The organism is Lysinibacillus sp. OF-1, assembly GCF_028356935.1.
GTDB lineage: Bacteria > Bacillota > Bacilli > Bacillales_A > Planococcaceae > Lysinibacillus > Lysinibacillus fusiformis_D.
Window position 1 is genome coordinate 584,638 of sequence record NZ_CP102798.1, and the last position, 13,373, is coordinate 598,010.

Here is a 13,373-nt window from a genome sequence, read left to right on the forward strand (position 1 = left end):
TTTTCAGCCAATTATGTTACAATAGAGGTAATTTGAATGTTTTGGCATAAAAAGATGCCGATAACGGGAGGCAAAGCAACAATGGAACGTAGTTTATCGATGGAAGTAGTACGAGTAACAGAAGCAGCAGCAATCGCATCCGGGAAATGGATGGGACGCGGTTTGAAAATTGAAGCAGATGATGCAGCAACAACAGCGATGCGCAAAATGTTCGATACAATTCCAATGCATGCTACAGTAGTAATTGGTGAAGGTGAAATGGATGAAGCACCAATGCTTTATATTGGTGAAGAACTTGGTTTACGAAATGGTGGTCCAAAAGTAGATATCGCAGTGGATCCTTTAGAAGGTACAAATATTGTGGCAAAAGGTACGAACGGTGCCATGACAGTACTTGCTATTGCAGATAAAGGCAATTTGTTAAATGCGCCAGACATGTACATGGAGAAAATTGCTGTAGGGCCAGAAGCGGCTGGAAAAGTGGATATAAATGCTTCTGTCACTTATAACTTATTACAAGTAGCAAAGGCTAAAAATAAAGATATTTCTGATGTAGTTGCTACTCTTTTAGATCGACCTCGCCATCAAGCAATTGTTGATGAAATTCGTGAAGCTGGCGCACGTATTAAGTTTATCCAAGATGGCGATGTTGGCGCAGCAATCAACACCGCTTTTGATGAAACGGGTATTGATATTATGTTTGGAACAGGTGGCGCTCCAGAGGGTGTTATTTCGGCAGTGGCCTTAAAATGCCTCGGTGGGGACTTCCAAGCAAAACTAGTACCAGAGGATGAAGAGCAATTAGAACGCTGCACAAAAATGGGTGTAGATGTTGAGAAAGTGCTTTATTTAGATGACCTAGTAAAAGGCGATGATGCTATTTTTGCAGCAACTGCTGTAACAGATTGCGAGCTTTTAAAGGGTGTTCAATATAAAGGTGCTTATGCCCTAACACACTCAGTAGTTATGCGAGCTAAATCCGGTACGGTTCGCTTTGTAGAAGGCCGTCACGCTCTTGAGAAAAAACCTAGATATTAATGATATTTTCTTCTAAAATATACCTAGTACATCTATTGTGCTAGGTACCTTCTTCTTAAATTAACCATCCCATATTTTAAGGCAATGTTTAGTTGTATGGTAGAAAGTGTATCAGTAGTTATTATTAAACTCAGGCTACCATATAAGCATTAACAGAGCCTATCGAAAACTTCAATGATAACCCCAATAATTGTATTATATTTTGAAAAAGACTGGAGTTGTGCATATGTCTACATTGACAATCGCTCAATTAGAAAACATGACGTTAAAAGAGCTTTACGCCCTCGCACGCCAATATAAAATTTCATATTATAGCAAGCTAACGAAAAAAGAATTAATATTTGCTATTTTGAAAACGCGTTCAGAGCAAGAGGGCTATTTCTTTATGGAAGGCGTATTAGAAATTGTTTCGCAAGAGGGCTTTGGCTTCCTACGACCAATAAACTACTCACCAAGTAAAGAAGATATTTATATTTCTGCATCTCAAATCCGTCGCTTTGACCTACGTAATGGGGACAAGGTGTCTGGGAAGGTGCGACCACCGAAGGAAAATGAACGCTATTACGGCCTTTTACAAGTAGATGCTGTCAATGGCGAAGATCCTGAAGTAGCAAAGGAACGTGTGCATTTCCCTGCATTAACACCTTTATATCCTGATCGACAAATTAAGCTTGAAACAACACAGCGCAATTTATCAACACGTATAATGGATTTAGTGGCTCCTGTAGGTTTTGGTCAGCGTGGTTTAATCGTTGCACCACCAAAGGCAGGGAAAACATCTTTATTAAAAGAAATTGCAAACGCTATTACAACCAATCATCCAGAAGCTGAATTAATTGTCTTGCTGATTGATGAACGTCCTGAGGAAGTGACAGATATTGAACGTTCTGTAAATGCAGATGTTGTCAGCTCAACATTTGATGAAGTACCAGAGAATCACGTGAAAGTGGCAGAAATTGTATTAGAACGTGCACGCCGTTTAGTTGAACATAAGCGTGATGTTATCATTTTAATGGACTCTATCACGCGTTTAGCACGTGCTTTTAACTTAGTCATTCCGCCAAGTGGACGTACACTTTCAGGTGGTATTGATCCTGCTGCTTTCCATAGACCAAAACGTTTCTTTGGTTCAGCTCGTAATATTGAAGAAGGCGGTAGCTTAACAATTTTAGCAACAGCTTTAGTCGATACAGGCTCTCGTATGGATGAAGTCATCTATGAAGAATTTAAAGGTACAGGTAACTTAGAGCTTCATCTAGACCGTCAGTTGGCGGAGCGCCGTATTTTCCCTGCGCTTGATATTCGCCGCTCAGGTACACGTAAAGAAGAGCTTCTTCTTGAGCCAGAACAGCTTGAAAAACTATGGGCGATCCGTAAAACATTTTCAGATGCGCCTGATTTTGCAGAGCGCTTCCTGAAAAAGCTGCGCACGACAAAATCAAATGAAGAATTTTTTGAGAAATTGAACGAAGATATGAAAAAAGCCACAAAAGGTAAGGGGCTACTTTAACTTAAAATTTAGTTAGCTCTTCATATTGCTGATTATAATCTTCAGAAAAGAATCACCATTAACTAAAATTAGTTGATGGTGATTTTTTGTGATATAAAAAGGAAAATATTGTATGATTGTATAATCATTTTCCTAATACTATTTTACTGATAAAGGGAGCTAGAAACTAAATGTATCAAAATAGAAACTATGAAATTTGAATTAAAAAACTACAATTTACCATAAATGTATTGTATAATTATGTTATTATACATAAGGAATGGTGATTTTTAATGAGATTTTGCATAAGTTGTGGTGAAAAAAATAGTGAAGAAGTATTGTATTGTACAAATTGTGGCAATAGTCTTAGCGATGTACAAGATAAAACATCTATGAAAATTGAACCAAAACTAAGTGCTCAAAAGAAGCATCGTAAAAAAATGACTAAAAAACAGAAATGGATATTTTCTATCTCAAGTGTCCTACTATTAGTTCTTGCTATTACACATTTCGTTTTAAGTAGCATTTATGAGCCAACTAAGCAGATTAGTGCGATGAATGATGCGTATAATAATCAAGATAAAGATGCTTTCTTTCAAGAGTTTGAAGTTAAAGAGGGCACTGTAGCAGATGCTCAAAATTTTTATGCGATTGTTAAAGAGTACGGTTGGACAAATTTGAGAAATCAACTTACATATGAAGTAGAACGTATTATGAATAATGAAAATCCAGATATTATATACAATGGGGGTGAATTTATTTCTGTACATAGTAAACCTATTTTATTTGGGTTGTATGACAGGGTTGAATTCATCATTATTCCGACTGAAGTGTTTATTTATGCACCTTTTAAAAATATGACTTTACAGTTTGGGGATAAGGAAATTGTCAGTAAGAGTGATGAGGAAAATGTAGGATTTGGTCACTATATTCCAGGAGAGTATGCTTGGTCTTATAGTTATGAAGGTGGTTATATACCTTTAGCAGACGAAGGAAAACTAATGCTTGAAGCACAAGCAGACAATATTGCACAAATTGATGTAGACTGGGGTTTCCAAACAGTATCTGTAGACTCCGATTTAGAGGATGCGATTTTATATGTAAATGGAAAATCGACTGAAAAAAAAGTAAGTGAATTAAGAGAGCTTTATCCTGCGAAACTAAATAGTAAAATAGAAGTTTATGCACAAAGTCAAGATAAAGATGGTAAAACGGTAAAGTCAGATGTATTGCCACTAGATAGTGATACTATTTATTTACCATTTGAACATATTCGAACGGAACAAAAATTAGCAGAACATGAAGATATCATAAGGGATATTTATAAAAATTTCCGCTCAGACTATTCCTCTGCTATTCGATACACAAATTTTGATTACATAGGTGATTATTTCAGAGAGGGAAGTAAAATAAAAAAAGATTATGCGAAATTTGTAACGGATCATGATAATATTCCTGGCTATAACTATGAATTTTTGTTAAATGAAATAATATCATTTAATACATTATCAGATAAACAATTTGAGTTACAGTCATATGAAACTTTTAATTATTCTTCAGATAAAGAAGGTTCTATTAACTATGAACGTAAAAAGAAATATATTTTCTCATTTGAAAATGGAAAATACTTTATTGATGAAATTGTGGATTTAGATACGAAAAAGACAAAATTATAGTGAGGTATGTGTAGATGAAAAATTGTTTAACATGTGGACATTCGCAGGAGGATGGAAAATTCTGTGGGAAATGCGGGACTCCACTAGAAAGCGCTGCTCTTGAACAAGCAGCAACAATAAATAATATGACGGATTATCAAAATCAGCCGCAGCCACAAGCCGGACAGGCTGCTCAGGAAACTTCGCACAGTAGTGATCAAATTGAATTATTAAAAAAACAATCTAAATTATACTTTAATCATTTTCTAGAACAATTAAAAAAACCATCTGCAGGTTTTAATGTAGAAATAGCTTGGAAAAATAATCTTACTAGTATGATTATCTATGTTTTAATTACGGCTTTATCTGTATTTTTATTAATAAAAAGTTTCACTTCACGGACGTTTGGGCTTTTCGAAAGTTATGGACCTTCTATAATTCAAGTGATTCTATATGTGTCATTATTTCTAATTTTACTAATGGCGATAAACGTATTAGCCATATTCTTAACTTCAAAATTATTTTCTGAAAACCTCAGTTTTACAAATGTGATTAGTAAAATAGGAAGTTACTACGCTCTTCCTATTGCAGTTACGATTTTAAGTATTTTATTTGGCTTGTTGAAATCTTATACATATTCCATGATTATGTTATATATTGGATTTGTGTTAGCTATCGGGATCATACCTATTTTTGTTATGGTTAAATTATTGAGTAATACATCTAAAATTATTGATAATTTCTATAGTTTTATTTTTTATCTAGTTGTAACAGCTATCTTAACTTCAATTATCTTCTCTTTTATTATTGACTCAACAATAGGGGACTATTTAAGTTTTTTAATATAAGAAATTAATAGCTTCAAAGAAAATTATTGAAGAGAAGACAGTTCACAAATACGTATCCATATGGCACTAACACATGGACAAGTTATTTTATCAAAAAGAAGCAACCTTCTAGTATTGTTGTCTTGTTCTGCAACGAAGGACCCTCATTCATATTAGACGTTAAAATTTGGCGTCTGGATGATCCTTTGAATAAAAAGAGGCTTTAAAAACAATTGTTTGTTTAATACCTGCCAAGTTCGCGCTTGGCAGGTATTTTTGTATATGTTTTATTTTATAAATGTATATTGAAATTGATAATCATTATCAATATAATGAGGCTATAAAGTATGTTTATTGAAGGAGACGAAGATGAATTATGACGCTTATATGCTTCTTTGGCAAAATGCATTTATCCAGTTGAAGCAAATCGATTACATAAATAAATCAGATGTTCATGTGTCAAAGGTTTTAACATATAGCTCGTTTCTTATTGTCACAGGAGGTGGTGCACAGGTTGTCATTGATGATCAACCCTATCACGTGCAGCGCTTCAGTATTTTTCATATAGGAAAATCTCAATGCCTTCAGATTACAGCACAACAGAGTGTTAGCTACTTTCTCATTAGCTATAAGGGGGATGTCATGTACAAAGATGCTTTTATGCAACATTTGCACATGCATTATCAACCATTTCAAACACATTTTTCATGTGTACCCGCTAATCCGATCGTCATTCACAGTATCCTTCAAGATATGTACAGTAAATGGCAATCTGGTTCCATTCAGGAGCATTTATCTGTAAGGGCCTCCTTCTATGAGCTTGTCTATCATGTCTTTCGAGAATTATCGGAAGGGCAAGGTAAACCACATGAGATGGATAAGGCAGAAGCTGCACGATTGTTTATTAAGCAACACATTCATCAACCACTATCTATACAGACATTAGCAGATATGCTTCAGATTAGTACACGGCATTTATTACGCATCTTTAAAGCGCGTTATGAAATAGGTCCACAAATTTATTTACAGCAATTGAGAATAGAGCAAGCTAAGCAGTATTTATTAACCAATCAATATGGCATTAAAGAAATTGCCATTTCTCTTGGTTTTGAAGATGAATATTATTTTAGTCGTGCTTTTAAAAAAGCAACAAATATGGCTCCAAGTAGCTTTAGGCTGAAATATACAGCTAGTATGTCCGAAATTGCCATTACAAATGAGAATCATTTTCAATACAATAATAATCAGCTCGCGCAAGCAAAACGATTTGAGAATGGAGAAAATGAAATCATGATGAGAAAGATGATTCAGCATATAAAGCTACCTTTTTTACTAAGCCTGATTGTTTTACTGGCAGCATGTAATGAAGATACGAGCCAATCTAAGGTTGACGAACAAACTTCGTCTGATACGGCAGAGACTAGAACCGTAACAGATGATAGTGGACGCGAAGTTGAAATTCCAGTGAAGGCAGAGAGAATCGTAACCGATTGGTATCTTGGGCAAATTTTAGCGTTAGATGTTGTACCAGTTGGAGGCGTAACGGCTAACCTTGATTATGCAGCTTTCTTAAAGCAACACTATAAGGATGGGGAAATTACGAATATTGGTACAGATGGTAAGGTATCATTAGAAAAAGTTTTAGAGTTAAAGCCAGACTTGATTATTACTTGGAATGTGGAAGATGTAGCAAAATATGAAAAAATTGCCCCGACAATTGTCTTCGCTGAAGATGCTCATCAATCAGCGATTGAGGAAATTAAGGCAATGGGAAATTACTTAGGAAGACAAGCAGAGGCTGAAAACTTTACAAAAGAATTTGAAGACCGTATAGCAAAAGCTAAGGAAAAAATCATGGATGTGACTCCAGAAGGATCCACATTTACTATTTATGAAATGTTTGAAAAAAATGCAACAATTGTGGGGCAATCAAGTGTATCAGGCGGTAGAGCACTCTATCAAATTTTGGGTATGAAACCTCAAGAAAAGGTGCAGGAGATTTTTGATACAAAGGAAGCAAGTAATGGACGTTATGAGATTTCCTATGAAGTAGTAGGTGATTATGTAGGTGACTATAACTTCATGATTAATTTCTTTAACAAAGATGGCCAGTTGCCAGCAACGTGGACAAATTTAGATGTCGTTAAAAATAATCAAGTATTAGAGCTTCCATCTGAATATTATTTTGCTTCTGATCCGCTCTCTGGCTTACATCAAGCTGAAGAACTAGCTGACAAAATAGTTGATTTTACGAAGGCTCAGCAACAATAACTGTGAAAACATGTGAGCTATCTGTATGTAGAATCAGATAGCTCATTTATTAGATACGAAAATGACATTACCATAGGAGGTTGCAACATGTTATTAAGGCGCTTTTTTTCATATTATAAACCCTATAAAGGTTTATTCATTTTAGATTTTAGCTGTGCGATATTAGTGGCACTAATCGAGCTGGCATTTCCACTTGTTTTAAATAAAGTAATTGATGATATTCTGCCAGATGGGGAATTAAAATGGATTCTTATGGCAAGTTTATTGCTGTTTGGTCTATATATTTTCAATTCTATTCTTCACTTTATCGTATCGTACTGGGGGCATATGCTAGGGATTAATATTGAAACAGATATGAGGAAGGAATCTTTTAGCCATGTGCAAAAACTATCTTTCCGATATTTTGATAACAATAAAACAGGGCATCTTGTTTCTCGATTAACGAACGATTTAATGGATATTGGTGAACTTGCTCACCATGGTCCAGAGGATATTTTTATTGCGGCAATGACGATTATTGGGACGTTTGGGGTTATGTACTATATTGATCCAACCTTTACAATTCTTATTTTCTTACTTGTACCGATCATTTTAATTTTAACGATTATTTTTGGGAAGTTAATGTCCAAAGCATTCCGTCAAATGTTCGGAGATATCGCAGATTTCAATGCGCGAGTTGAAAATAATGTAAGTGGTATTCGTGTGGTACAGGCTTTCACAAATGAAGATCATGAGATTAAACGCTTTAAAGTAAATAATGAACGATTCCGTATGACAAAGCTGTTCTCCTATAAAGTAATGGCTTGGAATGAGGCTATTTCAGGCATACTCACTAAAGTATTATCACTCTTTACTTTATTTGTAGGAGCGTATTTTGTTTTAAATGGACATATAACAAATGGAGATTTTATCGCATTTATTTTACTATCAGGTATTCTTTTAGGCCCAATTAACAAAATTAATATGTTTATAGAAAGCTATCCGAAAGGTATGGCAGGATTTAGACGCTATATCGAATTTTTAGAAACGGAACCTGAAATTGCGGATCGTCCAGAGGCAAAAATGGTTGATGAAATTAATGGCGAAATTACTTTCTCCGATGTATCGTTTGGCTATGCTGCCAATAACCGTGCCCTACATCATATTAATTTAAAAGTAAATCCTGGCGAAACCGTTGCCTTGGTAGGTCCATCTGGTGCAGGGAAATCAACAATCTGTAGTTTATTGCCACGTTTTTATGAAGTCAATGAAGGATCCATTAGTATTGATGGTATGGATATACGCGATTTTAAACTGCATTCCTTACGTTCGCATATTGGGATTGTCCAGCAGGATGTCTTTTTATTCGATGGTACCATTCGTGAAAATATTGCCTATGGTGATTTAAATGCCAGTGAAGAAGATATTTGGTATGCAGCACAACGAGCGCAACTGACGGATGTCATCAATGCTCTACCTGAAGGTATGGATACATTAATTGGTGAGCGTGGTGTGAAATTATCAGGTGGTCAAAAGCAAAGATTATCCATTGCCCGTATTTTCTTGAAAAACCCAAAAATCTTAATACTAGATGAAGCAACATCTGCATTGGATACAGAAACTGAACAAGCTATCCAACAGGCATTAAATGAACTTTCCATTGGACGTACTACATTAGTGATTGCTCACCGATTAGCAACAATTAAGGATGCAGACAGAATTGTCGTTGTGTCGAAAAAGGGCATCATTGAAGAAGGTACACACGAGCAATTAATGGAACGCCAAAATGCTTACTATGGCTTGTATACAGCTCAATTTGGTTTACAAATGTAAGAGTGGAACGCATTCTCAAAAATGAAAGGAAGTTAAAGATGTCAGTACTCGAAATAGATCATGTTGCGATTGGTTATTCTTCAGCGCTCATCGTCAACGATTTAAGTGTGGAGATTCCTAAAGGGCAAATCTCCACAATCATCGGCCCAAATGGTTGTGGCAAGTCTACTTTATTAAAGGCTGTTGCCCGTGTATTACGAACACAAAATGGAGCTGTCTATTTAGATGGCAAGGCGATACATCAATTAAAAACGAAAGATGTGGCCAAAAGAATGGCTATTTTACCTCAAACAGCAACAGCACCCGGAGGATTAACGGTTTTTGAATTGGTATCATATGGTCGCTTTCCTCACCAAGTTGGGTTTGGTTCCTTGCAAAAGGAAGACTACGAATATATCCACTGGGCGATTGATGTAACGGGGCTAAGAGAATTTAGTGATCGACCAATTGAAGCATTATCAGGTGGCCAGCGTCAGAGAGTATGGATTGCTATGGCATTGGCGCAAGGCACGGATATTTTAGTACTGGATGAACCAACAACTTATTTAGATTTAGCGCACCAGCTAGATATATTATTGCTACTGCAAAAACTAAATAAGGAAGAAGGACGAACAATTATCATGGTCTTGCATGATTTAAATCATGCGTCACGATTCTCCCACTTCATAATGGCTATGAGAGACGGCGATTTAATGGTGAACGGTAGTCCAAAAGAAGTGATGACAAAGGAAAATCTACAAAAAGTATTTAATATCGATGCAGAAATGGCTGTTTGTCCATATAGTAAAAATCCAATCTGCCTATCTTATCAGTTGTACGACATGAAGGAATAAAAGTTTAATTGAAAGTTATGAGGAGGAAGTAAAATGACTACGTCGACAGGAGTAGGAGAGCTCAACGATTTAGAGGAGCTACAGAAACGATCTCATCCGATCCGTGGAGTAGTGGCTTTAATCGTAGGAGTAATTGGATTAATATTTGCCATTGGCTTATCGATTTCTTTTGGAGCAGCAGATATTTCATTGGGTACTGTTTGGACAGCAGTTACCCATTTTTCACCAGAATTAACAACACATCAAATTATCCATGATATTCGCTTACCTCGAGTACTTGGAGCAGCATTAGTAGGTGCAAGCTTTGCAGTAGCGGGTGCTATTATGCAGGGGATGACACGTAACCCATTAGCAGACTCGGGGCTACTTGGTCTGAACTCTGGAGCGGCCTTTATGTTAGCATTGTGCTTTGCCTTCTTCCCTGGTCTGCCTTACATGTATTTAATTTTATGGTCCTTTGTAGGCGCAGGTCTTGGCGTAGCCATTGTTTATGGTATTGGCTCACTGTCAAAAGGTGGCTTAACACCGATGCGGCTAGTTCTAGCAGGTGCAGCTGTTAGTGCATTGCTTGGAGCGTTAGGAGAAGGGATTGCACTTTATTATCGTATTGGACAAGACCTAGCATTTTGGTATGCTGGCGGTGTTTCAGGTACAAAATGGAGTCATCTACAAATATTATCCCCATGGATCTTTATTGCGATGATAGGAGCGCTTATCCTATCACGTTCAATCACTGTACTGAGCTTAGGTGAGGAAATTGCAGTTGGACTTGGGCAACGGACAGCAGTTGTAAAAGTATGGGGAATGATCATTGTTTTAGTTTTAGCAGGTGCAGCCGTGTCTGTTGTCGGTGCGGTTGGTTTTGTAGGGTTAATTATCCCTCATTTAACGAGATACATAGTTGGACATGATTATCGCTGGATTATCTCTTGTTCTATAGTATATGGGGCATTGCTTGTTGTGTTAGCTGATTTAGTAGCACGTATTATCAATCCACCTTATGAAACACCGATTGGCGCACTAATTGCCTTTATCGGTGTACCATTCTTCCTTTATTTAGCACGTAAAGGAGGGAAAGAACTATGAGTAACAGCTATTTAACACCGAGTCAGCTTAAGGCGAAAAGAAAAAATTTCTCCATCCTTGTTACACTCATTGTGTTAATCATTATTACCTTTATTATTAGTATGAATACTGGCGTTATTAAACTGACGCCAATGGAAGTTCTGCGCACACTTTTTGGTCAAGGTGATGCACAACAGCAACTTATATTATTTGAGTTCAGACTTCCTAGAATTGTGATTGCTGTGTTAGTAGGTATGGGCTTAGCGGTTTCAGGCGCTATTTTACAGGGCATTTCCAAAAATGCTTTAGCGGATCCAGGAATCTTAGGGATTAATGCTGGGGCAGGACTTGCTGTCATGCTCTATGTATCATTTTTCCCAACTACGAAAGCAGCACCTGTTTATTTACTGCCAGTACTGGCTTTTGTAGGGGCAGGTTTGACAGCTGTTCTGATTTATTCACTTTCTTATAGACGACATGAAGGTATTACACCAATGCGTTTAATTTTAACAGGGGTAGCTGTAGCAGCAGGGATTAGCTCGGCTATGATTGTGCTAACACTACGCCTATCACCAGAAAATTATCAATTTGTAGCGACATGGCTAGCAGGTAGCATTTGGGGCTCGAATTGGCGATTTGTGCTGTCGCTGTTACCATGGTTAATTATCTTATTGCCTTTTGTTTATGCAAAATCACGGGTATTAAACGTACTAAATCTAGGCGAATTAACAGCTGTAGGGCTAGGTGCCTCTATTGAAAAAGAGCGCCGTTGGTTATTGGCTGCTGCTGTTGGTTTAGCTGGAGCTAGTGTTTCTGTAAGTGGAGGCATTGGTTTCGTGGGTCTTGTTGCACCACATTTAGCTCGACAACTTGTTGGCGCTAAACATCAGTTTTTACTGCCAACTGCAGCTCTGTTAGGAGGATTTTTAGTGTTGATGGCAGATACAATCGGTCGTTCTATATTAGAGCCTTCAGAAATTCCAGCGGGGATTGTGGTTGCTGTTTTAGGAGCACCTTATTTCTTATATTTATTGGCGCGATTGAAAGAGTAACTATAGTTTGTGGATGGTGTGTGAATAGTATGATCCTCGTCGGAAAGAATAGACAGGCAGTAGCTTAACACAACCTCAAAACTGTATGATCGAATCGAGACAGAAGGGGATGGAGAACGGAAATGTCAGAAGAACTATATGATGTAACGATTGTTGGTGGTGGTCCAGCTGGGCTTTATACTGCCTTTTATAGTGGGATGCGAGATTTAAAAACGAAAATTATTGAATACAGCTCACAGCTTGGCGGTCGTATGTTAATTTATCCTGAAAAAATGATTTGGGATGTCGGCGGAGTAACACCTATTTTAGGGGGACAGCTGATTAAACAACTTGTTGAGCAAGCTAAAACATTCGATCCTACAATTGTTTTAAATCAAAAGGTGGAAAAATTAGAAAAGCAACAGGATGGAACATTTATGTTGACATCTTCTACAGGTGAGAAGCATTTTTCGAAAACAGTTATTTTAGCAGTGGGGTATGGTGTTCTTTCTATGCAAAAGCTTGAAATAGAAGGAGCAGACCGATTTGAAGTAACAAATTTACATTATACAGTACAGGAACTAGAGATTTTCCGACACAAGCATGTGTTAATTTCAGGTGGTGGTAATTCTGCAGTTGATTGGGCAAATGAGCTAGAGCCAATTGCTGCAAGTGTTACAGTCGTTCATCGCCGAGATGATTTTGGCGGCCATGAAAAAAATGTCTTGCGCATGAAAGAATCCTCAGTTCGTGTAAAAACGCCATATGAGGTTGTTCAATTGCATGGTGACGGTGATTTAATTCAGTATGTGTCCATAGTCAATAAAGAGACAGGTGAAAGTGAACGAGTAGAGGTAGATGCTGTCATTGTCAACCATGGTTTGAAATGTGATTATGGTGCACTTGAAGAATGGGGATTAAACATCCAAGATGAAGTAGCGATTGTCAATGAGAAGCGTGAAACGAACATTGAAGGTGTCTATGGAGCGGGTGATTTTATTGATCATCCTAGTAAAGTAAGATTAATAGCAGGTGCATTTACGGATGGAATACTAGCATTAAATAGTGCCAAGCTATATTTGGAGCCAGATGCACCGAAAGTAGCCTATGTGTCATCACATAATATTCGCTTCAAAGAACGAAACGAGCAAATTGGGTTAGTAGACAATGATTATCGCGAAGTTCGTGGATAAGAAAGATGAAAGGTTCGTTTTTAATATTTTTTACTTGAAAATAATAAAATGACTATGCTATACTTCAAAAGTATGCAACGTGTACATATGTAGCTGACCCTTTCGACGCAAATTTTGTAGTCGACATATTCGGGCTATGTAAGGTACAGTTCGATAATA

10 protein-coding genes are annotated in these 13,373 nt (G+C 37.0%); all 10 read left to right on the forward strand.

Features of this window, described 5'->3' with window-relative positions:
- Positions 1 to 81: 81 nt before the first annotated feature.
- A complete protein-coding gene (glpX, locus tag NV349_RS02750) occupies positions 82 to 1,038 on the forward strand; it encodes a class II fructose-bisphosphatase (RefSeq protein WP_036121428.1) in 957 nt (318 codons plus the stop codon).
- Positions 1,039 to 1,264: 226 nt separating this feature from the next.
- Positions 1,265 to 2,548, forward strand: coding sequence for a transcription termination factor Rho (rho, locus tag NV349_RS02755; protein ID WP_036121419.1), 1,284 nt, complete (start codon positions 1,265 to 1,267; stop codon positions 2,546 to 2,548).
- A 272-nt stretch (positions 2,549 to 2,820) separates the two neighbouring features.
- On the forward strand, positions 2,821 to 4,203 hold the full coding sequence (locus NV349_RS02760) for a TcaA 3rd/4th domain-containing protein (RefSeq protein WP_036121417.1): 1,383 nt from the start codon (positions 2,821 to 2,823) through the stop codon (positions 4,201 to 4,203).
- Positions 4,204 to 4,217: 14 nt separating this feature from the next.
- The gene (locus NV349_RS02765) at positions 4,218 to 5,030 is read left to right on the forward strand and encodes a hypothetical protein (protein WP_271912341.1); all 813 of its coding nucleotides are present in this window, start codon (positions 4,218 to 4,220) and stop codon (positions 5,028 to 5,030) included.
- Positions 5,031 to 5,378: 348 nt separating this feature from the next.
- Positions 5,379 to 7,280, forward strand: coding sequence for an AraC family transcriptional regulator (locus tag NV349_RS02770; RefSeq protein ID WP_271912342.1), 1,902 nt, complete (start codon positions 5,379 to 5,381; stop codon positions 7,278 to 7,280).
- Positions 7,281 to 7,367: 87 nt separating this feature from the next.
- Positions 7,368 to 9,092: an ABC transporter ATP-binding protein gene (locus tag NV349_RS02775; protein WP_036123690.1), complete on the forward strand. Its 1,725-nt coding sequence runs from the start codon at positions 7,368 to 7,370 to the stop codon at positions 9,090 to 9,092.
- Positions 9,093 to 9,130: 38 nt separating this feature from the next.
- The gene (locus NV349_RS02780) at positions 9,131 to 9,925 is read left to right on the forward strand and encodes an ABC transporter ATP-binding protein (protein WP_036123689.1); all 795 of its coding nucleotides are present in this window, start codon (positions 9,131 to 9,133) and stop codon (positions 9,923 to 9,925) included.
- A gap of 33 nt (positions 9,926 to 9,958) precedes the next feature.
- Complete coding sequence (locus NV349_RS02785) at positions 9,959 to 11,011, forward strand: FecCD family ABC transporter permease (RefSeq protein WP_036123687.1); 1,053 nt, start codon at positions 9,959 to 9,961, stop codon at positions 11,009 to 11,011.
- Positions 11,008 to 12,042 (forward strand): FecCD family ABC transporter permease, encoded by a 1,035-nt coding sequence (locus NV349_RS02790; protein WP_036123683.1) that lies wholly within the window; start codon positions 11,008 to 11,010, stop codon positions 12,040 to 12,042. Before NV349_RS02785 ends, NV349_RS02790 begins: the two co-directional genes overlap by 4 nt.
- A 122-nt stretch (positions 12,043 to 12,164) precedes the next feature.
- A complete protein-coding gene (locus NV349_RS02795; RefSeq protein ID WP_036123680.1) occupies positions 12,165 to 13,214 on the forward strand; it encodes an NAD(P)/FAD-dependent oxidoreductase in 1,050 nt (349 codons plus the stop codon).
- The last annotated feature ends 159 nt before the right edge of the window (positions 13,215 to 13,373 follow it).

Excerpts from the sequence above, each read along its gene's own strand:
- glpX (WP_036121428.1), top strand. The coding sequence starts at position 82 with ATGGAACGTAGTTTATCGATGGAAGTAGTACGAGTAACAGAAGCAGCA.
- rho (WP_036121419.1), top strand. The coding sequence starts at position 1,265 with ATGTCTACATTGACAATCGCTCAATTAGAAAACATGACGTTAAAAGAG.
- NV349_RS02760 (WP_036121417.1), top strand. The coding sequence starts at position 2,821 with ATGAGATTTTGCATAAGTTGTGGTGAAAAAAATAGTGAAGAAGTATTG.
- NV349_RS02765 (WP_271912341.1), top strand. The coding sequence starts at position 4,218 with ATGAAAAATTGTTTAACATGTGGACATTCGCAGGAGGATGGAAAATTC.
- NV349_RS02770 (WP_271912342.1), top strand. The coding sequence starts at position 5,379 with ATGAATTATGACGCTTATATGCTTCTTTGGCAAAATGCATTTATCCAG.
- NV349_RS02775 (WP_036123690.1), top strand. The coding sequence starts at position 7,368 with ATGTTATTAAGGCGCTTTTTTTCATATTATAAACCCTATAAAGGTTTA.
- NV349_RS02780 (WP_036123689.1), top strand. The coding sequence starts at position 9,131 with ATGTCAGTACTCGAAATAGATCATGTTGCGATTGGTTATTCTTCAGCG.
- NV349_RS02785 (WP_036123687.1), top strand. The coding sequence starts at position 9,959 with ATGACTACGTCGACAGGAGTAGGAGAGCTCAACGATTTAGAGGAGCTA.
- NV349_RS02790 (WP_036123683.1), top strand. The coding sequence starts at position 11,008 with ATGAGTAACAGCTATTTAACACCGAGTCAGCTTAAGGCGAAAAGAAAA.
- NV349_RS02795 (WP_036123680.1), top strand. The coding sequence starts at position 12,165 with ATGTCAGAAGAACTATATGATGTAACGATTGTTGGTGGTGGTCCAGCT.